Annotated in this window: 20 protein-coding genes and 2 tRNA genes; 17 read left to right on the top strand and 5 right to left on the bottom strand. The window is 34.8% G+C overall.

Features of this window, described 5'->3' with window-relative positions; all coding sequences use genetic code 11:
• Positions 1 to 18: 18 nt before the first annotated feature.
• From comE to rlmH, 5 genes are all read right to left on the bottom strand, one after another.
• Positions 19 to 771, bottom strand: coding sequence for a competence system response regulator transcription factor ComE (comE, locus tag FJN11_RS00105; protein ID WP_033682534.1), 753 nt, complete (start codon positions 769 to 771; stop codon positions 19 to 21).
• The gene (gene comD, locus FJN11_RS00100; RefSeq protein WP_140223793.1) at positions 768 to 2093 is read right to left on the bottom strand and encodes a competence system sensor histidine kinase ComD; all 1326 of its coding nucleotides are present in this window, start codon (positions 2091 to 2093) and stop codon (positions 768 to 770) included. Before comD ends, comE begins: the two co-directional genes overlap by 4 nt.
• 12 nt (positions 2094 to 2105) lie before the next feature.
• Complete coding sequence (gene comC / locus FJN11_RS00095) at positions 2106 to 2228, bottom strand: competence-stimulating peptide ComC (protein ID WP_020902306.1); 123 nt, start codon at positions 2226 to 2228, stop codon at positions 2106 to 2108.
• 165 nt (positions 2229 to 2393) lie between these two features.
• Positions 2394 to 2467: transfer RNA gene (locus FJN11_RS00090), tRNA-Arg, on the bottom strand.
• Positions 2468 to 2510: 43 nt separating this feature from the next.
• The gene (rlmH, locus tag FJN11_RS00085) at positions 2511 to 2990 is read right to left on the bottom strand and encodes a 23S rRNA (pseudouridine(1915)-N(3))-methyltransferase RlmH (RefSeq protein ID WP_140223792.1); all 480 of its coding nucleotides are present in this window, start codon (positions 2988 to 2990) and stop codon (positions 2511 to 2513) included.
• Positions 2991 to 3173: 183 nt separating this feature from the next.
• Here rlmH and htrA point away from each other — a divergent pair, with 183 nt between their 5' ends.
• From htrA to FJN11_RS00005, 17 genes are all read left to right on the top strand, one after another.
• Positions 3174 to 4355, top strand: a complete 1182-nt coding sequence (gene htrA / locus FJN11_RS00080) for a serine protease HtrA (protein ID WP_140223791.1) — start codon at positions 3174 to 3176, stop codon at positions 4353 to 4355.
• 57 nt (positions 4356 to 4412) lie between these two features.
• On the top strand, positions 4413 to 5171 hold the full coding sequence (locus tag FJN11_RS00075; RefSeq protein ID WP_140223790.1) for a ParB/RepB/Spo0J family partition protein: 759 nt from the start codon (positions 4413 to 4415) through the stop codon (positions 5169 to 5171).
• A 212-nt stretch (positions 5172 to 5383) separates the two neighbouring features.
• Positions 5384 to 6745, top strand: a complete 1362-nt coding sequence (gene dnaA, locus FJN11_RS00070; protein ID WP_049551910.1) for a chromosomal replication initiator protein DnaA — start codon at positions 5384 to 5386, stop codon at positions 6743 to 6745.
• Between the two features lie 158 nt (positions 6746 to 6903).
• Positions 6904 to 8040 (top strand): DNA polymerase III subunit beta, encoded by a 1137-nt coding sequence (gene dnaN / locus FJN11_RS00065; protein WP_000581173.1) that lies wholly within the window; start codon positions 6904 to 6906, stop codon positions 8038 to 8040.
• Between the two features lie 64 nt (positions 8041 to 8104).
• Entirely contained in the window at positions 8105 to 8299 is a 195-nt protein-coding gene (locus FJN11_RS00060) for a DUF951 domain-containing protein (protein ID WP_000285186.1), read from the top strand.
• A gap of 234 nt (positions 8300 to 8533) precedes the next feature.
• Positions 8534 to 9649 (top strand): redox-regulated ATPase YchF, encoded by a 1116-nt coding sequence (gene ychF, locus FJN11_RS00055; protein WP_033687631.1) that lies wholly within the window; start codon positions 8534 to 8536, stop codon positions 9647 to 9649.
• A 72-nt stretch (positions 9650 to 9721) separates the two neighbouring features.
• Positions 9722 to 10291 (top strand): aminoacyl-tRNA hydrolase, encoded by a 570-nt coding sequence (gene pth / locus FJN11_RS00050; RefSeq protein WP_049552241.1) that lies wholly within the window; start codon positions 9722 to 9724, stop codon positions 10289 to 10291.
• Positions 10292 to 13795, top strand: coding sequence for a transcription-repair coupling factor (mfd, locus tag FJN11_RS00045; protein WP_140223789.1), 3504 nt, complete (start codon positions 10292 to 10294; stop codon positions 13793 to 13795).
• 57 nt (positions 13796 to 13852) lie between these two features.
• Positions 13853 to 14119, top strand: coding sequence for an RNA-binding S4 domain-containing protein (locus tag FJN11_RS00040; RefSeq protein ID WP_049552243.1), 267 nt, complete (start codon positions 13853 to 13855; stop codon positions 14117 to 14119).
• Entirely contained in the window at positions 14112 to 14480 is a 369-nt protein-coding gene (locus FJN11_RS00035; RefSeq protein ID WP_115904950.1) for a septum formation initiator family protein, read from the top strand. The genes FJN11_RS00040 and FJN11_RS00035 overlap by 8 nt, the downstream gene beginning before the upstream one ends.
• Before the next feature lie 4 nt (positions 14481 to 14484).
• A complete protein-coding gene (locus tag FJN11_RS10895) occupies positions 14485 to 14607 on the top strand; it encodes an SP_0009 family protein (protein ID WP_049552245.1) in 123 nt (40 codons plus the stop codon).
• The gene (locus FJN11_RS00030) at positions 14600 to 15868 is read left to right on the top strand and encodes a serine hydrolase (protein ID WP_049552246.1); all 1269 of its coding nucleotides are present in this window, start codon (positions 14600 to 14602) and stop codon (positions 15866 to 15868) included. The genes FJN11_RS10895 and FJN11_RS00030 overlap by 8 nt, the downstream gene beginning before the upstream one ends.
• The gene (gene tilS / locus FJN11_RS00025; RefSeq protein ID WP_125430358.1) at positions 15865 to 17142 is read left to right on the top strand and encodes a tRNA lysidine(34) synthetase TilS; all 1278 of its coding nucleotides are present in this window, start codon (positions 15865 to 15867) and stop codon (positions 17140 to 17142) included. The genes FJN11_RS00030 and tilS overlap by 4 nt, the downstream gene beginning before the upstream one ends.
• Positions 17143 to 17146: 4 nt before the next feature.
• A complete protein-coding gene (gene hpt, locus FJN11_RS00020) occupies positions 17147 to 17689 on the top strand; it encodes a hypoxanthine phosphoribosyltransferase (RefSeq protein WP_049552248.1) in 543 nt (180 codons plus the stop codon).
• Between the two features lie 15 nt (positions 17690 to 17704).
• The gene (ftsH, locus tag FJN11_RS00015; RefSeq protein ID WP_049552249.1) at positions 17705 to 19663 is read left to right on the top strand and encodes an ATP-dependent zinc metalloprotease FtsH; all 1959 of its coding nucleotides are present in this window, start codon (positions 17705 to 17707) and stop codon (positions 19661 to 19663) included.
• A 120-nt stretch (positions 19664 to 19783) separates the two neighbouring features.
• Positions 19784 to 20263, top strand: coding sequence for a sigma-70 RNA polymerase sigma factor region 4 domain-containing protein (locus FJN11_RS00010; RefSeq protein ID WP_140223788.1), 480 nt, complete (start codon positions 19784 to 19786; stop codon positions 20261 to 20263).
• Positions 20264 to 20354: 91 nt separating this feature from the next.
• Positions 20355 to 20426 (top strand) — tRNA-Glu (locus FJN11_RS00005).
• The last annotated feature ends 51 nt before the right edge of the window (positions 20427 to 20477 follow it).

The following is a 20477-nucleotide window of genomic DNA, read 5'->3' as shown; positions in this document are numbered from 1 at the left end:
TTTCTTACTAATTGTCAATCACTTTTGAGATTTTTTCTCTAAAATATCTTTTAACTTTCTAATTTTTAACCTTGAAATAGGACAGCGATGATCTTCATAGAAAACAACTTCTAGATTCTTTCGGTCAATTTCTCTAATATTGCCTATATTTACCAAAAATGACTTATGAGGAGAATAAAATCGCTGAGTATGTTTGTCCTTTTCCTGAATATCCGTCATTGTACCATAAAATTCTTTTGCAAAATTCTTACCAATAATACGCAATTTATGAGAGACACCTGTCGTTTCAATATACAGAATGTCATGATAAGGAATTTTTAAATCATTTCCCTTGTAATTGTAGTCAAAATAATCTACAACATCTTCATTTTCAAGTAACATACTCTTCGTGTAGAAGATATTTTGCTCAATTCTCTTCTTAAATAACTCATCATTAATATCCTTATCAACAAAGTCTAAGGCTGATACCTGGTATTTATAGGTTAGAGTCGCAAACTCTGATCGACTGGTGATAAAGACGATAATAGCATAAGGATTGTGATGACGAATAAACTGAGCAACTTCAAACCCTTTTTTCTCAATTCCATGAATATCAATATCTAGAAAATAAAGCTGGTTTACTTCATCATTTTCGATATATTCCTTAAACTCACGAACTTTTCCCGTTGTCTTGTATGATATTGGAATATTCGATTCTTTCGAAATTTCATCCAATATTCTCTCTAGTCTCACTTGATGTTCAATAACATCTTCTAAAATTAAAACTTTCATTCAAATTCCCTCTTAAATCTAATGATTTGTCTAAATGTACTGCCTTCCATCTCTGTTTCTAAAATAATATTATTGTACTTATCTAATAGTTCTTTCACATTATTTAATCCTACTCCGCGATTTCTTCCCTTAGTGGAGAATCCTAAAGCAAATAGATCTCCTGAAGGAGTCATCGTCATTTTACATGAATTCTGAATTACAATCACTGTTTCAGTTTCCATCTTAATAACTGCTACTTCCATCTGCTTTTTATAACTATCAGCCGATCCTTCGACAGCATTGTTCAATAAAACACTCATAATACGAACTAAATCCAATAGTTCAATTGGGAGCTTGGTAATCGTATCTTTTACTTCCAGTGTAAACTCTACACCATTATTTCGAGCATAGACAATTGACTGAGCAACCAAACTTCGTAAAGCTGAATCTTCTATGTTGTTCAAATCAAAGTAAGTGTATTTATCTGAACGCAGTTTGTGATTTGCTTTGACCAAAACTTCAGTATAAACTCTGTCAATTTCCTGTAAATTACCACTGTCAATTGCCATCTGCATGCTGACAAGCATCCCAGCATAGTCATGTCTAAACCCACGTATTTCATTATACAAAGCAACAATTTCGTCTGTATAATTCTGTAAATGTTTCTGTTCAAATTTCTTCTGCTTCAAAGCAATCGCTTTCTCCATTTGTTCTTTATGAGAATTCATTGCAAAGAAAGTCAAAAGTAAAGAGATAAAGACAATAGATGATAAAATACTTCCAAAACTATTCAAATGTTTAATCGTACTTACCATATCTGAAATGAAAGATACAATATGTAGAAGTAGTAAAGCAAAAAAGACTTTTTTCAAGAAAGGATAGAGATAATCTTTGTCAAAATAGTTTAGTTCCAAATGGAAATAACGAATGATTGTTACGATAACGACATAAGTCAACACCGTTACAACTAAAAAGAATAGGCCATAATATTGTAAAACAAAATTGTCTCCTGTTAGAGAGGAGAAAGTTACAGACAGAAAGGTATGAGTGCTCTCATATAAAAGAGATAGTAGTAAACTTAGGAATAGTCCTCTATCCCTCTTATACTGTTTAATACATTTAAAATAGAAATATAGCATCAAAGGAAATAAAAATGTTCCAATCCCTAACCCCTCTAAGTATAGAAGATAAAAAGGAAGGTCAAGTACTGTTCCTACTAGTAATGTATAACCACCAAAAAAGCATAATTCCTTTGTTTTTATTTGCCTTTTACAAATTAAACGGTAACTTTGACTAATAATAAAAACATATAATATCAAATCTACTAATAAGAAAAAATCCATTATTCTACTCCCTTATCTTCTTTTGAAGAGATTAAGTAAACTATTAATTGTTTTTCTAGTTTCCCCACCTCGAATCTCCTGCAAGTCTTTTTCCTTCAAGGCTACAAACTGTTCCAATTTAACTGTGTTTTTCATAATAAAATCTCCTAAAGTGTTTTTTTCCTGTAAGCTAACTTACAAAAACTATTATACAAAATGGAATTTCATTGTAGATAAAATTCTCTCAACTGTCATTTTTTTCTCCCCAAGTGTACTTTTTTAAGAAAAAAGCCGGGAAAATTCCCAGCTTTGCTACTATATTGATCCCAGCAGGATTCGAACCTGCGACCGTTCGCTTAGAAGGCGAATGCTCTATCCAGCTGAGCTATGAGACCTAATACAATTATTTTACCAAAAATTCAATTAAAAGTCAATTTTCTATTTATGATAGGGGGATCCCTGCTGAATCGTAAAAGCGCGATAGATTTGTTCAACAAGAACTAGTCTCATTAACTGATGAGGCAAGGTTAAGCGACCAAAACTAACAGAAAGATTGGCTCTCTTTTTTACAGCTGATGACAACCCTAAACTCCCCCCAATAATAAATGTAAGAGTAGAAAATCCTTTTATAGAAGCTTCTTCTAACTGCTTACTAAATTCTTCTGAGGAGAACATTTTCCCTTCGATAGCTAACACAATAACGAAATCACGGTCACCAACTTTTGATAAAATTCTCTGACCTTCTATTTCTAAAATCTTTTTATTTTCTGACTCACTGGCCTTATCTGGTGTTTTTTCATCTGCTAGCTCAATAATTTCAGGTTTAGCAAATCGAGAAATTCGTTTTGAATACTCCGCGATACCATCTTTTAAATACTTTTCTTTCAGTTTCCCAACTGTTACAACTTTAATTTTCATGACTCTATTCTAACATATTCTCTATTTTTTCACATCTTATTCACAAAATAAAAGGTTAATTTTAGCCGAGAAAACCACAGATTTTTGAAAGTTATCCACAATCTGTGAAAAACTTTTATTTTTAAGTTATAATTAAGCTAGTCAGTTTATACTTTCATTAATTTAAAACATATGGAGGCAAATATGAAACATCTCAAAACATTTTACAAAAAATGGTTTCAATTATTAGTCGTTATCGTCATTAGCTTTATTAGTGGAGCCTTGGGGAGTTTTTCAATAAACCAACTAACTCAGAAAAGTACTGTAAGTAACTCCAACAACAATAGTACTATTACACAGACTGCCTATAAAAACGAAAATTCAACAACACAGGCTGTTAACAAAGTAAAAGACGCTGTTGTTTCTGTTATTACTTATTCAGCTAACAGACAAAATAGCGTATTTGGCAATGATGATACAGATACAGATTCTCAGCAAATCTCTAGTGAAGGATCTGGGGTTATTTATAAAAAGAATGACAAAGAAGCTTATATTGTCACCAACAATCACGTTATAAATGGTGCCAGCAAAGTAGATATTCGTTTATCAGATGGAACTAAGGTACCTGGAGAAATCGTCGGAGCTGACACTTTCTCTGATATTGCTGTCGTCAAAATATCTTCAGAAAAAGTGACAACAGTAGCGGAATTTGGTGATTCTAGTCAGTTAACCGTAGGAGAAACTACTATTGCTATCGGTAGCCCGTTAGGTTCTGAATATGCTAATACTGTCACTCAAGGTATCATATCTAGTCTCAATCGAAATGTATCTTTAAAATCTGAAGATGGACAAGCCATTTCTACAAAAGCCATCCAAACTGATACTGCTATTAACCCAGGTAACTCTGGTGGCCCACTAATCAATATTCAAGGACAGGTTATCGGAATTACCTCAAGTAAAATTGCCACAAATGGAGGAACATCTGTAGAAGGTCTTGGTTTTGCAATCCCTGCAAATGATGCTATCAATATTATTGAACAATTAGAAAAGAACGGAAAAGTGACTCGTCCAGCTTTGGGAATTCAAATGGTCAATCTCTCAAATATTAATACAAGTGATATTAGAAGACTGAATATTCCAAGCAGTGTAACATCTGGTGTAGTTGTTCGTTCTGTGCAAAGTAATATGCCTGCAAATGGTCACCTTGAAAAATACGATGTTATTACAAAAGTAGATGACAAAGACATCGCTTCATCAACAGACTTACAAAGTGCTCTTTACAATCATTCTATCGGAGACACCATTAAGATAACTTACTATCGTAACGGTAAAGAAGAAACTACATCTATTAAACTTGACAAGAGTTCAGGTGATTTAGAATCTTAATTGACATCTATGTAAAGAAAGCTTTACATAAGAGAAAAGATGTGTTAGTGTAGAATCATGGAAAAATTTGAAATGATTTCTATCACGGATATACAAAAAAATCCCTATCAACCTCGAAAAGAATTTGATGGAGAAAAACTACATGAACTAGCACAGTCTATCAAAGAAAATGGGGTCATTCAACCGATTATTGTTCGTCAATCTCCTGTTATTGGTTATGAAATCCTTGCAGGAGAGAGACGCTATCGCGCTTCACTTTTAGCTGGTCTAACGTCTATCCCAGCTGTTGTTAAACAACTTTCAGACCAAGAGATGATGGTCCAGTCCATCATTGAAAATTTACAAAGAGAAAATTTAAATCCAATAGAAGAAGCACGCGCCTATGAATCTCTTGTAGAGAAAGGATTTACCCATGCTGAAATTGCAGATAAAATGGGCAAATCTCGTCCATATATCAGCAACTCCATTCGTTTGCTTTCCTTGCCAGAACAGATTATCTCAGAAGTAGAAAATGGCAAACTATCACAAGCTCATGCGCGTTCTCTAGTTGGGTTGAATAAGGAACAACAAGACTATTTCTTTCAACGAATTATAGAGGAAGACATTTCTGTAAGGAAGTTAGAAGCTCTTCTGACAGAGAAAAAACAAAAGAAACTTCAAAAAACGAATCATTTCATACAAAATGAAGAAGAACAGTTAAAAAAACTACTCGGATTAGATGTAGAAATCAAACTGTCTAAAAAAGATAGCGGAAAAATCATTATTGCTTTCTCAAATCAAGAAGAATACAATAGAATTATCAACAGCCTGAAATAAGGCTGTTCTTTTATTTTTTTATCTCACAATGTTATCCACTCTTTTTTTTAATAAAAAGCTTAATAAATCAATAGTTTCTGATTTTATCCCCAACCTGTGGATAAAACTTGATAACATTGTGGATTAATTTTCACAGCTTGTGGAAAATTCTTGCTATCTATGGTAAAATAAGTCTAACATTAAACTTTTAAATAGTAAAGGAGGAGAATGGATTGAAAGAAAAACAATTTTGGAATCGTATATTAGAATTTGCTCAAGAAAGATTAACTCGATCCATGTATGATTTCTATGCTATTCAAGCTGAACTCATTAAGGTAGAGGAAAATGTTGCCACTATATTTTTACCACGATCTGAAATGGAAATGGTCTGGGAAAAACAACTAAAAGATATCATTGTAGTAGCTGGTTTTGAAATTTATGATGCTGAAATAACTCCCCACTATATTTTCACCAAGCCTCAAGATACGACTATTTCACAAGTTGAAGAAGCTACAAATTCAACTCTTTATGACTATAGTCCAAAGTTAGCATCTATTCCTTATTCGGATACTGGATTAAAAGAAAAGTATACCTTTGATAATTTTATCCAAGGAGATGGAAATGTTTGGGCAGTATCAGCCGCTTTGGCTGTCTCTGAAGATTTGGCTCTGACCTATAACCCTCTTTTTATCTATGGAGGACCTGGCCTTGGTAAGACTCACTTACTCAATGCAATTGGGAATGAGATTTTGAAAAATATTCCTGATGCGCGTGTGAAGTACATCCCTGCTGAAAGCTTTATCAACGACTTTCTTGAACACCTGAGACTTGGTGAAATGGAAAAGTTCAAAAAAACTTACCGTAGTCTTGATCTCTTGTTAATTGATGATATCCAATCGCTGAGTGGCAAAAAAGTTGCAACTCAAGAAGAATTTTTCAATACTTTCAATGTTCTCCATAGCAATCAAAAACAAATTGTTCTGACTAGTGATCGTAGTCCTAAACACTTAGAAGGCCTTGAAGAACGGCTTGTCACGCGCTTTAGCTGGGGCTTGACGCAAAACATCACACCACCTGACTTTGAAACACGTATTGCCATTTTACAAAGTAAAACAGAGCATTTAGACTACAATTTCCAAAGTGATACCCTAGAATACCTAGCTGGCCAATTTGATTCAAACGTTCGAGAACTTGAAGGAGCAATCAACGACATCACTTTAATTGCAAGAGTGAAGAAGATTAAGGATATCACTATCGATATCGCTGCAGAAGCCATTAGAGCTCGCAAACAAGATGTTAGCCAAATGCTCGTCATCCCAATTGACAAAATTCAAAATGAAGTTGGTAACTTTTATGGTGTCAGTGTCAAAGAAATGAAGGGAAGTAGACGCCTTCAAAATATTGTTTTAGCCCGTCAAGTAGCTATGTATTTATCTAGAGAACTAACAGATAATAGTCTTCCAAAAATTGGGAAGGAATTTGGTGGAAAAGATCACACAACAGTCATTCATGCCCATGCTAAAATTAAATCTTTGATTGATGAAGACGATAATTTACGTTTAGAAATTGAATCAATCAAAAAGAAAATCAAATAACTTGTGGATAACTTTTGCTTTTTTATCTTTTTTATCCACATTTTTTAAACAAGCTAAAAAACTTGATATGACTTGTTTAAAGTCTGTTTTCCACAGATTTCACAGACTCTATTATTACTATTATCCTTCTAATACTAAAAATAAATAAAGGAGAATCCATGATTCATTTTTCAATTAATAAAAATTTATTTCTACAAGCATTAAATACTACTAAGAGAGCTATTAGTTCTAAAAATGCTATTCCTATTTTATCAACCGTAAAAATTGACGTGACCAATGAAGGTGTTACTTTAATTGGTTCAAATGGTCAAATTTCAATTGAAAATTTTATTTCTCAAAAAAATGAAGATGCTGGTTTATTAATTACTTCTTTAGGTTCGATCCTTCTTGAAGCTTCTTTCTTTATCAATGTGGTATCTAGTCTACCTGATGTGACTCTTGATTTTAAAGAAATTGAACAAAATCAAATTGTTTTAACCAGCGGCAAATCAGAAATTACCCTAAAAGGAAAAGATAGCGAACAATATCCACGAATCCAAGAAATTTCAGCAAGCACTCCTTTGGTTCTTGAAACAAAATTACTCAAGAAAATTATCAATGAAACAGCCTTTGCTGCAAGTACACAAGAGAGTCGTCCAATTTTAACAGGTGTTCATTTTGTATTAAGTCAACACAAGGAGCTAAAAACAGTGGCAACAGACTCTCATCGTCTAAGCCAGAAAAAATTAACGCTTGAGAAAAATAGTGATGATTTTGATGTTGTCATTCCTAGCCGTTCTCTACGCGAATTTTCAGCAGTATTTACAGACGATATTGAAACTGTAGAGATTTTCTTTGCCAACAATCAAATCCTCTTTAGAAGCGAAAATATTAGCTTTTATACTCGTTTGTTAGAAGGTAACTATCCTGATACAGATCGTTTGATTCCAACAGACTTTAACACTACTATTACTTTTGATGTGGTAAACTTACGCCAGTCAATGGAGCGTGCTCGTCTTTTATCAAGTGCGACTCAAAATGGTACTGTGAAACTTGAAATTAAAGATGGGGTTGTTAGCGCCCATGTTCACTCTCCAGAAGTTGGTAAAGTAAACGAAGAAATCGATACTGATCAGGTTACTGGTGAAGATTTGACTATTAGTTTCAACCCAACTTACTTGATTGATTCCCTTAAAGCTTTAAATAGCGAAAAGGTGACTATTAGCTTTATCTCAGCTGTTCGTCCATTTACTCTTGTGCCAGCAGATACTGACGAGGACTTCATGCAGCTCATTACACCAGTTCGTACAAATTAAGTTAAAGAGGTTGAGCCTAGCTCGCCTCTTTTATGATATAATCGAAAAAGAAAAGGAGAGTAGTATGTATCAAGTTGGAAATTTTGTTGAAATGAAAAAACCACATGCTTGCACCATCAAGTCAACAGGTAAAAAGGCCAATCGTTGGGAAATTACACGTGTAGGAGCAGATATCAAAATTAAATGTAGTAATTGTGACCATGTTGTCATGATGGGGCGCTATGATTTTGATCGAAAAATGAATAAAATTATTGACTGATACTCAATGAAAATCAAAGAGCAAACTAGGAAACTAGCCGCAGGTTGCTCAAAACACTGTTTTGAGGTTGCAGATAGAACTGACGAAGTCAGTAATATCTATACGGCAAGGCGACGTTGACGTGGTTTGAAGAGATTTTCGAAGAGTATGAGAACCCTTAGTTAGAGGGTTAGCAAGTTTTCCCTTTTTGTGTTATAATATTAGGGATTGAAATGAAAACGGAGAATGAGAAATATGGCTTTAACAGCAGGTATCGTTGGTTTGCCAAACGTTGGTAAATCAACACTATTTAATGCAATTACAAAAGCAGGAGCAGAGGCAGCGAACTACCCATTTGCAACGATTGATCCAAACGTTGGAATGGTAGAAGTTCCAGATGAACGCCTACAAAAACTAACTGAAATGATTACTCCTAAAAAGACAGTGCCAACAACATTTGAATTTACAGATATTGCAGGGATTGTAAAAGGAGCTTCAAAAGGAGAAGGACTAGGAAATAAATTCTTGGCCAATATCCGTGAAGTAGATGCGATTGTTCATGTAGTTCGTGCTTTTGATGATGAAAATGTCATGCGCGAGCAAGGACGTGAAGATGCCTTTGTGGATCCACTTGCGGATATTGATACCATTAACCTGGAATTGATTCTTGCTGACTTAGAATCAGTCAATAAACGTTATGCGCGTGTAGAAAAGATGGCACGTACGCAAAAAGATAAAGAATCTGTGGCAGAATTCAATGTTCTTCAAAAGATTAAACCAGTCCTTGAAGATGGAAAATCAGCTCGAACTATTGAATTTACAGATGAGGAGCAAAAGGTTGTCAAAGGTCTCTTCCTTTTGACGACTAAACCAGTGCTCTATGTTGCCAATGTGGACGAGGATGTGGTTTCAGAACCTGACTCTATCGACTATGTTAAACAAATTCGTGAATTTGCAGAGACAGAAAATGCTGAAGTAGTCGTTATTTCTGCGCGTGCTGAGGAAGAAATTTCTGAGTTAGACGAAGAAGATAAGCAAGAGTTTCTTGAAGCACTTGGTTTGACAGAATCAGGCGTTGACAAGTTGACTCGTGCAGCTTACCATTTGCTTGGATTGGGAACTTACTTCACAGCTGGTGAAAAAGAAGTTCGCGCTTGGACCTTCAAACGTGGTATGAAGGCTCCTCAAGCAGCTGGGATTATCCACTCAGACTTTGAAAAAGGATTTATTCGTGCAGTAACCATGTCATATGAGGATCTAGTGAAATACGGATCTGAAAAGGCCGTAAAAGAAGCTGGACGTTTGCGTGAAGAAGGAAAAGAATATATCGTTCAAGATGGCGATATCATGGAATTCCGCTTTAATGTATAAGAAATTTAATAAATAGTGTCAATTAGGTTGGAAAAAAATTCCAACCCTTTTGGCTTTTGAAAGGAAAAATAAATGACCAAATTACTTGTAGGATTAGGAAATCCAGGGGATAAATATTTTGAAACAAAACACAATGTTGGTTTTATGTTGATTGACCAACTAGCGAAAAAACAGAATGTCACATTTACACACGATAAGATATTTCAAGCTGATCTAGCATCATTTTTCCTAAATGGAGAAAAAATTTATCTTGTCAAACCAACGACATTTATGAATGAAAGTGGAAAAGCAGTTCATGCTTTATTGACTTACTATGGTTTGGATATTGAAGATTTACTCATCATTTACGATGATCTTGACATGGAAGTTGGAAAGATTCGTTTAAGAGCAAAAGGCTCAGCAGGTGGTCATAATGGTATCAAGTCTATTATTCAACATATTGGAACTCAGGTCTTTAACCGTGTTAAGATTGGAATTGGAAGACCTAAAAATGGAATGTCAGTTGTTCACCATGTTTTGAGTAAGTTTGACAAGGATGATTATATCGGTATTTTACAGTCTATTGACAAAGTTGACGATGCTGTAAACTATTATTTACAAGAGAAAAATTTTGAGAAAACAATGCAGAGGTATAACGGATAAATGGTGACCTTATTAGATTTATTCTTAGAAAATAATCAGATCAAAAAATGGCATCAAAATCTGACAGATAAGAAAAGACAACTAATACTTGGTTTATCAACGTCTACTAAGGCTCTTGCAATTGCAAGTAGTCTAGAAAAAGAAGATAAGATTGTGTTGTTGACGTCAACTTATGGAGAAGCAGAAGGACTTGTTAGTGATCTTATCTCTATCTTGGGTGAGGAACTTGTCTATCCATTTTTGGTAGATGATTCCCCTATGGTCGAGTTTTTGATGTCTTCACAAGAAAAAATCATTTCACGGGTTGAAGCCTTGCGTTTTTTGACTGATTCATCTAAGAAAGGGATTTTAGTTTGTAATATCGCAGCAAGCCGATTGATTTTACCGTCTCCCAATGTATTCAAAGATAGTATTATAAAAATCTCAGTTGGTGAAGAATATGACCAACATGCACTTATCCATCAGTTAAAAGAGGTAGGCTATCGAAAAGTTACTCAAGTACAAACTCAGGGCGAATTTAGTCTGCGAGGAGATATTTTAGATGTTTTTGAAATATCTCAGTTAGAACCTTGCCGAATTGAGTTTTTTGGTGATGAAGTCGATGGTATTAGGTCATTTGAAGTCGAAACACAATTATCGAAAGAAAATCAGACAGAACTCACCATCTTTCCAGCTAGTGATATGCTTTTGAGAGAAAAGGATTATCAACGAGGTCAGTCAGCTTTAGAAAAACAAATTTCAAAGACCTTATCACCTATTTTAAAATCATACTTAGAAGAAATTCTTTCAAGTTTTCATCAAAAACAAATTCATTTAGATTCTAGGAAGTTTTTATCTTTGTGTTATGACAAGACATGGACTGTTTTTGACTATATTGAAAAAGATACCCCAGTATTCTTTGATGATTATCAGAAATTGATGAATCAGTATGAAGTCTTTGAAAGGGAGTTAGCACAATACTTTACAGAAGAATTACAGAACAGTAAAGCATTTTCTGAGATGCAGTATTTTGCTGATACAGAGCAAATCTATAAAAAACAGAGTCCGGTTACCTTTTTCTCTAATATGCAAAAGGGGTTAGGAAATCTCAAGTTTGACCAAATTTATCAATTTAATCAATATCCTATGCAGGAGTTTTTCAATCAATTTTCTTTTCTAAAAGAAGAAATTGAGCGATACAAAAAAATGGATTATACTATTATCCTGCAGTCTAGCAATTCAATGGGAAGTAAAACATTGGAGGATGTTTTAGAGGAATACCAGATTAAATTGGATTCCAGAGATAAGTCAAGTATTTGTAAAGAATCTGTAAACTTAATCGAGGGTAATCTCAGACATGGCTTTCATTTTGTAGATGAAAAAATTCTATTGATTACAGAGCATGAAATTTTTCAAAAGAAATTGAAACGTCGTTTTCGAAGACAACATGTTTCAAACGCAGAGAGATTGAAAGATTACAATGAACTTGAAAAAGGGGATTACGTTGTCCATCATATCCATGGAATTGGTCAGTATTTAGGAATTGAAACCATTGAAATCAAAGGGATACACCGCGATTATGTCAGTGTGCAGTATCAAAATGGGGATCAAATCTCCATACCCGTGGAACAGATTCATCTACTTTCCAAATACGTTTCAAGTGACGGTAAAGCACCTAAACTCAATAAATTAAATGATGGTCATTTCAAAAAAGCCAAGCAAAAAGTTAAGAACCAGGTAGAGGATATAGCTGACGATTTAATCAAACTTTATTCTGAACGCAGCCAGTTGAAGGGTTTTGCTTTCTCAGCTGATGATGAGGATCAACACGCTTTTGATGATGCCTTCCCTTATGTTGAAACGGATGATCAACTTCGTAGTGTTGAGGAAATCAAGAGAGATATGCAGGCTTCTCAACCAATGGATCGACTTTTAGTTGGGGATGTTGGTTTTGGAAAGACTGAAGTTGCTATGCGTGCAGCCTTTAAGGCAGTCAATGATCACAAACAGGTTGTCGTTCTAGTTCCGACGACGGTTTTAGCGCAACAGCACTATACGAATTTTAAGGAACGATTCCAAAATTTTGCAGTTAATATTGATGTATTGAGTCGCTTTAGAAGTAAAAAAGAGCAGACTGAAACACTTGAAAAATTGAAAAAGGGTCAAGTTGATATTTTGATTGGAACACATCGTGTTTTGTCAAAAGATGTTGTATTTGCTGATTTGGGCTTGATGATTATTGATGAGGAACAGCGATTTGGTGTCAAGCATAAGGAAACCTTGAAAGAACTGAAAAAACAAGTAGATGTCCTGACCTTGACAGCAACGCCAATTCCTCGTACCCTTCACATGTCTATGCTGGGAATCAGAGATTTGTCTGTTATTGAAACTCCGCCGACTAATCGTTATCCAGTGCAAACCTATGTTTTAGAAAAGAATGATAGTGTGATTCGTGATGCTGTCTTGCGTGAAATGGAGCGTGGAGGTCAAGTTTACTATCTTTACAATAAAGTTGACACGATTGACCAGAAGGTTTCCGAATTACAGGAGTTGATTCCAGAGGCTTCGATTGGGTATGTTTATGGGCAAATGAGTGAGATTCAGTTAGAAAATACTCTACTGGATTTCATTGAAGGTCAGTATGATATTTTAGTGACGACTACCATTATTGAGACAGGGGTGGACATTCCAAATGCTAATACTTTATTTATTGAGAATGCGGACCATATGGGCTTGTCAACCTTGTATCAGTTAAGAGGAAGAGTCGGTCGTAGTAATCGTATTGCTTATGCCTATCTCATGTATCGTCCAGAAAAATCAATCAGTGAAGTCTCCGAGAAGAGATTAGAAGCGATCAAAGGATTTACAGAATTGGGCTCTGGATTTAAGATTGCAATGCGAGATCTTTCGATTCGCGGAGCAGGAAATCTTTTAGGAAAATCCCAGTCTGGTTTCATTGATTCTGTTGGTTTTGAATTGTATTCGCAGTTATTGGAGGAAGCTATTGCTAAACGACATGGTAATGGGAACACAAAAACCAAAGGGAATTCTGAGTTGATTTTACAAATTGATGCCTATCTTCCTGATACTTATATTTCTGATCAACGACATAAGATTGAAATTTACAAGAAAATTCGTCAAATTGACAACCGTGTCAACTACGAAGAATTACAAGAAGAGTTGATGGACCGATTTGGAGAGTACCCAGACGTGGTAGCCTATCTTTTAGAGATTGGTTTGGTTAAGTCTTATCTTGATAGGGTCTTTGTTCAACGTGTGGAACGAAAAGAAAATAAGATTACAGTTCAATTTGAAAAAATTACTCAGCGACTGTTCTTGGCTCAAGATTATTTTAAAGCTTTATCCGCAACGAACTTAAAAGCAGCTATAGCTGAGAATAAGGGATTAATGGAAGTTGTATTTGATGTCCGAAACAAGAAGGACTATGAAATTTTAGAAGGTCTGCTCATTTTTGGAGAAAGTTTATTAGAGATAAAAGAGTTAAAAGAAGGCAATTTCCTTTAACATTTTTCTTCTATAAAATGGATAAAAATGGTACAATAATAATTTGAGGTAATAAAAATGAGATTAGATAAATATTTAAAAGTATCAAGAATTATCAAGCGTCGTACAGTCGCAAAAGAAGTAGCGGATAAAGGCAGAATCAAGGTAAATGGAATCTTGGCCAAAAGTTCAACGGATTTGAAAGTTAATGACCAAGTTGAAATTCGATTTGGGAATAAGTTGCTGCTTGTAAAAGTACTGGAGATGAAAGATAGTACAAAAAAAGAAGATGCAGCAGGAATGTATGAAATTGTCAGTGAAACACGGGTAGAAGAAAATGTCTAAAAATATCGTACAATTGAATAATTCTTTTATTCAAAATGAACACCAACGTCGTCGCTATCTGATGAAGGAACGACAAAAACGTAATCGTTTCATGGGCTGGGTTCTTATTTTGATGATTTTATTGTTCATTTTACCAACTTATAATCTTGCTCAAAGCTATAATCAATTACTCCAAAGACGTCAACAGTTATCAGACTTGCAAACTCAGTATCAAACCTTGAGTGAGGAAAAGGAGAAAGAGACAGCTTTTGCTACAAAGTTGAAAGATGAAGAGTACGCTGCTAAATACATGCGTGCAAAATATTATTATTCTAAGAATCGGGAAGCTGTTTATACGATTCCTGACTTGCTCCCAAGGTGATAAAATGGAAAATTTATTAGACGTAATTGAGCAATTCTTGAGTCTATCGGATGAAAAGCTGGAAGAGTTAGCTGATAAAAATCAATTATTGCGTTTACGAGAAGAAAAGGAAAGGAAGAATGCGTAAGTTCTTAATTATTTTGTTGCTACCGAGTTTTTTGACAGTTTCAAAAGTCGTTAGCACAGAAAAAGAAGTTGTATATACTTCGAAAGAAATTTATTACCTTTCACAATCTGACTTTGGTATTTATTTTAGAGAAAAATTAAGTTCTCCCATGGTTTATGGAGAGGTTCCTGTTTATGCGAATGAAGATTTAGTAGTGGAATCTGGAAAATTGACTCCAAAAACAAGTTTTCAAATAACCGAGTGGCGTTTAAATAAACAAGGAATTCCGGTATTTAAGCTATCAAATCATCAATTTATAGCTGCGGACAAACGATTTTTATATGATCAATCAGAGGTAACTACAACAATAAAAAAAGTATGGTTAGAATCTGATTTTAAACTGTATAACAGTCCTTATGATTTAAAAGAAGTGAAATCATCCTTATCAGCTTATTCGCAAGTTTCAATTGATAAGACCATGTTTGTAGAAGGGAAAGAATTTCTACATATTGATCAGGCTGGATGGGTAGCTAAAGAATCAACTTCTGAAGATGATAATCGGATGAGTAAAGTCCAAGAAATGTTATCGGAAAAATATCAGAAGGATTCATTTTCTATTTATGTTAAGCAACTGACTACTGGAAAAGAAGCTGGTATCAATCAAGATGAAAAGATGTATGCAGCTAGCATTTTAAAATTACCTTATCTCTACTATACGCAAGAAAAAATAAATGAGGGTCTTTATCAGTTAGACACGACTGTAAAATACGTATCAGCAGTCAATGATTTTCCAGGTTCTTATAAACCAGAGGGAAGTGGTAGTCTCCCTAAAAAAGAGGATAATAAAGAGTATTCTATAAAGGACTTAATCACAAAAGTATCTAAAGAATCGGATAATGTAGCTCATAATCTATTGGGATATTACATTTCAAACCAATCTGATGCCACATTCAAATCCAAGATGTCTGCTATTATGGGAGATGATTGGGATTCAAAAGAAAAATTGATTTCTTCTAAGATGGCTGGGAAGGTTATGGAGGCAATTTATAATCAAAATGGATTTGTATTGGAGTCTTTGACTAAAACAGATTTTGATAATGAGCGAGTTGCTAAAGGTGTTTCTGTTAAAGTAGCTCATAAAATTGGAGATGCGGATGAATTTAAGCATGATACCGGTGTTGTCTATGCAGATTCTCCATTTATTCTTTCTATTTTCACAAAGAATTCTGATTATGATACGATTTCTAAGATAGCCAAGGATGTTTATGAGGTTCTAAAATGAGGGAACAAGATTTTTTAAATCATTTTCTCAAGAAGGGATATTTCAAAAAACATGCTAAGGTGGTGCTTGCTCTTTCTGGTGGATTAGATTCTATGTTTCTATTCAAGGTATTATCTACTTATCAAAAAGAGTTAGAAATTGAACTGATTTTAGCTCATGTAAATCATAAGCAGAGAGTAGAATCAGATTGGGAAGAAAAGGAATTAAGGAAGTTGGCTGCTGAAGCAGAGCTTCCTATTTATATCAGTAATTTTTTAGGAGAATTTTCAGAAGCACGTGCTCGACATTTTCGTTATGATTTTTTTCAAGAGGTTATGAAAAAGACAGGTGCGACAGCCTTGGTCACTGCCCACCATGCTGATGACCAGGTGGAAACGATTTTGATGCGTTTGATTCGAGGCACTCGTTTGCGCTATCTATCAGGAATTAAGGAGAAGAAAGTAGTCGGAGAGATAGAAATCATTCGGCCCTTCTTGTATTTTCAGAAAAAAGACTTTCCTCCAATTTTTCACTTTGAAGATATATCAAATAAGGAAAACCATTATTTTCGAAATCGTATTCGAAACTCTTATTTACCAGAATTAGAAAAAGAAAATCCTCGATTTAGGGATGCAATCTTAAGTATCGGTAATGAAATTTTAGATTATGACATAGCCATAGCTGAATTATCAAAGAATATTGATGTAGAAAATTTAGAGAGGTTATTTTCATACTCTGAATCGACACAAAGAGTTTTACTTCAAACTTATCTGAATCGTTTTCCAGATTTGAATCTTACAAAAGCTCAGTTTGAAGAAGTTCGGCAGATTTTAAAAACTAAAAGCCAGTATCGTCATCCGCTTAAAAATGGTTATGAATTAGTAAAAGAGTATCAACAGTTTCGGATTTGTAAAATCAGTCCTCAGTCTGATGAAAAGGAAGATGGACTTGTGTTACACTATCAAAATCAGGTATCTTACCAAGGTTATTTATTTTCCTTTGGACTTCCTTTAGAAGGTGAATTAATTCAGCAGGTACCTGTTTCACGGGAAACATCCATACACATTCGTCATCGAAAAACAGGAGATTTTTTGATTCAAAATGGGCATAGAAAAAAACTCAGACGTCTATTTATTGATTTGAAAATCCCTATGGAAAAGCGAAAATCTGCCCTGATTATTGAGCAATTTGGTGAAATTGTCTCAATTTTGGGAATTGCGACCAGTAATTTGAGTAAAAACACGAAAAATGATATAATGAACACTGTACTTTATATAGAAAAAATAGATAGGTAAAAAAATGTTAGAAAACGATATTAAAAAAATCCTTGTTTCACACGATGAAATTACAGAAGCTGCTAAAAAATTAGGTGCTCAATTAACTAAGGACTATGCAGGAAAAAATCCAATCTTAGTTGGGATTTTAAAAGGATCTATTCCTTTTATGGCTGAATTGGTTAAACATATCGACACGCATATTGAAATGGACTTCATGATGGTTTCTAGCTATCATGGTGGAACAGCAAGCAGTGGTGTTATCAATATTAAACAAGATGTGACTCAAGATATCAAAGGAAAACATGTTCTATTTGTAGAAGATATCATTGATACAGGTCAAACTTTGAAAAATTTGCGAGATATGTTTATTGCAAGAGAAGCAGCTTCTGTTAACATTGCAACCTTGTTGGATAAACCAGAAGGACGTGTTGTAGAAATTGAGGCAGACTATACCTGCTTTACTATCCCAAATGAGTTTGTAGTAGGTTATGGTTTAGACTACAAAGAAAATTATCGTAACCTTCCTTATGTTGGAGTATTGAAAGAAGAAGTATATTCAAATTAGAAAGAACAATTTTTAATGAAAAAACAAAATAATGGTTTAATTAAAAATCCTTTTCTATGGTTATTACTTATTTTTTTCCTAGTTACAGCTTACCAGTATTTCAGTACAGGTAGTGTTGCAGGGAAAAGTGAGCAAATTAATTATACAGAATTGGTAAAAGAAATTACCGATGACAATGTAAAAGAATTAACCTACCAACCAAATGGCAGTGTTATCGAGGTTTCAGGTGTTTATAAAAATCCTAAAACAAGTAAAGAAGAAACAGGTATCCAGTTCTTTTCTCCTTCTGCTACAACAGTAGAGAAATTTTCAAGTATTATTCTTCCTTCAGATACTACAGTATCAGAATTGCAAAAGCTTGCTTCTGACCATAAAGCGGAAGTAACTATTAAGCATGAAAGTTCAAGTGGTATGTGGATTAATATTCTTGTATCCATTGTGCCATTCGGTATTTTTTTCTTCTTCCTATTTTCTATGATGGGAAATATGGGAGGAAATAATAGCCGTAACCCGATGAGTTTTGGACGTAGTAAGGCTAAAGCTGCAAATAAAGAAGATATTAAAGTAAGATTTTCAGATGTTGCTGGAGCTGAGGAAGAAAAACAAGAACTAGTTGAAGTTGTTGAATTTTTAAAAGATCCAAAACGATTTACAAAACTTGGAGCCCGTATTCCAGCAGGTGTCCTTCTAGAGGGACCTCCGGGAACAGGTAAGACTTTGCTTGCTAAGGCAGTCGCCGGAGAAGCAGGTGTTCCATTCTTTAGTATCTCAGGTTCTGACTTTGTAGAAATGTTTGTCGGAGTTGGAGCTAGTCGTGTCCGTTCTCTTTTTGAAGATGCCAAAAAAGCAGCACCAGCTATTATCTTTATTGATGAAATTGATGCTGTTGGACGTCAACGTGGAGTTGGTCTTGGCGGAGGAAATGACGAACGTGAACAAACCTTGAACCAACTTTTGATTGAGATGGACGGTTTTGAGGGAAATGAAGGAATTATTGTCATCGCTGCGACAAACCGTTCAGATGTACTTGACCCTGCCCTTTTGCGTCCAGGACGTTTTGATAGAAAAGTATTGGTTGGTCGCCCTGATGTTAAAGGTCGTGAAGCAATCTTGAAAGTTCATGCTAAGAACAAGCCTTTAGCAGAAGATGTTGATTTGAAATTAGTTGCCCAACAAACTCCAGGTTTTGTTGGTGCTGATTTAGAGAATGTCTTGAATGAAGCTGCTCTAGTTGCTGCTCGTCGCAATAAATCGATAATTGATGCCTCAGATATTGATGAAGCAGAAGATAGAGTGATTGCTGGTCCTTCTAAGAAAGATAAGACAGTTTCACAAAAAGAACGTGAATTGGTTGCCTACCATGAGGCTGGACATACCATTGTTGGTCTAGTCTTATCGAATGCCCGTGTTGTTCATAAAGTTACTATCGTACCACGAGGCCGTGCAGGCGGTTATATGATTGCACTTCCTAAGGAAGACCAAATGCTTCTTTCCAAAGAAGATATGAAAGAGCAATTGGCTGGTTTAATGGGTGGCCGTGTAGCTGAAGAAATTATCTTTAATGTCCAAACTACAGGAGCTTCAAACGACTTTGAACAAGCGACACAAATGGCGCGTGCAATGGTTACAGAGTACGGTATGAGTGAAAAACTTGGCCCAGTACAATATGAAGGAAACCATGCTATGTTTGGTGCACAGAGTCCTCAAAAATCAATTTCAGAACAAACAGCTTATGAAATTGATGAAGAGGTTCGTTCATTATTGAATGAAGCACGAAATAAAGCTGCTGAAATTATTCAGTCAAATCGTGAAACTCACAAGTTGATTGCAGAAGCATTATTGAAATACGAAACATTGGATAGTACACAAATTAAATCTCTTTACGAAACAGGAAAGATGCCTGAAACCGTAGAAGAGGAATCTCATGCATTATCTTATGATGAAGTAAAGTCAAAAATGAATGATGAAAAATAACCCAAAGAGAGGCTTGCCCTCTCTTTTTTGTGCAGTTGAGGAGCTAAAGGGGACAGAACGGAGGAAATGGGACAAAAGTGTTTCTGAATCTGTTAAACTGTATCTAGAAAGGGGGACGTTATGTTTAAAGAATTGTATAAAGAAGTCCAGGGGATTGTATATAAGTGTAGAAATGAATATTACCTTCATTTATGGGAGCTATCGGATTGGGACCAAGAGGGGATGATTTGCTTACATGAATTGATTAGTAGAGAAGAAGATCTAGTAGAAGATATTCCTCGTTTACGTAAATACTTCAAAACTAAATTCCGTAATCGAATTTTAGATCATATCCGTAAACAAGAAAGCCAGAAGCGTAGATATGATAAAGAACCTTATGAAGAAGTAAGTGAGATTAGTCATCATATAAGCGAGGGAGGTCTGTGGCTAGATGAGTATTATCTCTTTCATGAGACACTAAGAGACTATAGAAACAAACAAAGTAAAGACAAACAAGAAGAGTTAGAACGCGTCTTAAGAAATGAACGCTTCCGAGGTCGTCAAAGAGTATTAAGAGACTTACGTATTGTATTTAAAGAGTTTGACATCCGTACATACTAGGAAGCCATGCAAAAAATGAAAAAAGATAAAAAAAGGTGTTGACAAAGGCTGAAAAGTCTGTATAATAGTAAGAGTTGAAAATAACAACTCAGGTCCGTTGGTCAAGGGGTTAAGACACCGCCTTTTCACGGCGGTAACACGGGTTCGAATCCCGTACGGACTATGGTGTATTGTGGTTGAAGCACTTGATGAAAAAAGTTAAAAAAGTTTCAAA

It is taken from the genome of Streptococcus symci (assembly GCF_006385165.1).
In the GTDB taxonomy this organism is placed as follows: Bacteria; Bacillota; Bacilli; order Lactobacillales; family Streptococcaceae; genus Streptococcus; species Streptococcus symci.
This window is presented reverse-complemented; position numbering and strand designations above follow the sequence as displayed.

Coding starts and splice junctions, on each gene's coding strand:
- comE (WP_033682534.1), bottom strand. CDS start 771: ATGAAAGTTTTAATTTTAGAAGATGTTATTGAACATCAAGTGAGACTA.
- comD (WP_140223793.1), bottom strand. CDS start 2,093: ATGGATTTTTTCTTATTAGTAGATTTGATATTATATGTTTTTATTATT.
- comC (WP_020902306.1), bottom strand. CDS start 2,228: ATGAAAAACACAGTTAAATTGGAACAGTTTGTAGCCTTGAAGGAAAAA.
- rlmH (WP_140223792.1), bottom strand. CDS start 2,990: ATGAAAATTAAAGTTGTAACAGTTGGGAAACTGAAAGAAAAGTATTTA.
- htrA (WP_140223791.1), top strand. CDS start 3,174: ATGAAACATCTCAAAACATTTTACAAAAAATGGTTTCAATTATTAGTC.
- FJN11_RS00075 (WP_140223790.1), top strand. CDS start 4,413: ATGGAAAAATTTGAAATGATTTCTATCACGGATATACAAAAAAATCCC.
- dnaN (WP_000581173.1), top strand. CDS start 6,904: ATGATTCATTTTTCAATTAATAAAAATTTATTTCTACAAGCATTAAAT.
- FJN11_RS00060 (WP_000285186.1), top strand. CDS start 8,105: ATGTATCAAGTTGGAAATTTTGTTGAAATGAAAAAACCACATGCTTGC.
- ychF (WP_033687631.1), top strand. CDS start 8,534: ATGGCTTTAACAGCAGGTATCGTTGGTTTGCCAAACGTTGGTAAATCA.
- pth (WP_049552241.1), top strand. CDS start 9,722: ATGACCAAATTACTTGTAGGATTAGGAAATCCAGGGGATAAATATTTT.
- mfd (WP_140223789.1), top strand. CDS start 10,292: ATGGTGACCTTATTAGATTTATTCTTAGAAAATAATCAGATCAAAAAA.
- FJN11_RS00040 (WP_049552243.1), top strand. CDS start 13,853: ATGAGATTAGATAAATATTTAAAAGTATCAAGAATTATCAAGCGTCGT.
- FJN11_RS00035 (WP_115904950.1), top strand. CDS start 14,112: ATGTCTAAAAATATCGTACAATTGAATAATTCTTTTATTCAAAATGAA.
- FJN11_RS10895 (WP_049552245.1), top strand. CDS start 14,485: ATGGAAAATTTATTAGACGTAATTGAGCAATTCTTGAGTCTATCGGAT.
- FJN11_RS00030 (WP_049552246.1), top strand. CDS start 14,600: ATGCGTAAGTTCTTAATTATTTTGTTGCTACCGAGTTTTTTGACAGTT.
- tilS (WP_125430358.1), top strand. CDS start 15,865: ATGAGGGAACAAGATTTTTTAAATCATTTTCTCAAGAAGGGATATTTC.
- hpt (WP_049552248.1), top strand. CDS start 17,147: ATGTTAGAAAACGATATTAAAAAAATCCTTGTTTCACACGATGAAATT.
- ftsH (WP_049552249.1), top strand. CDS start 17,705: ATGAAAAAACAAAATAATGGTTTAATTAAAAATCCTTTTCTATGGTTA.
- FJN11_RS00010 (WP_140223788.1), top strand. CDS start 19,784: ATGTTTAAAGAATTGTATAAAGAAGTCCAGGGGATTGTATATAAGTGT.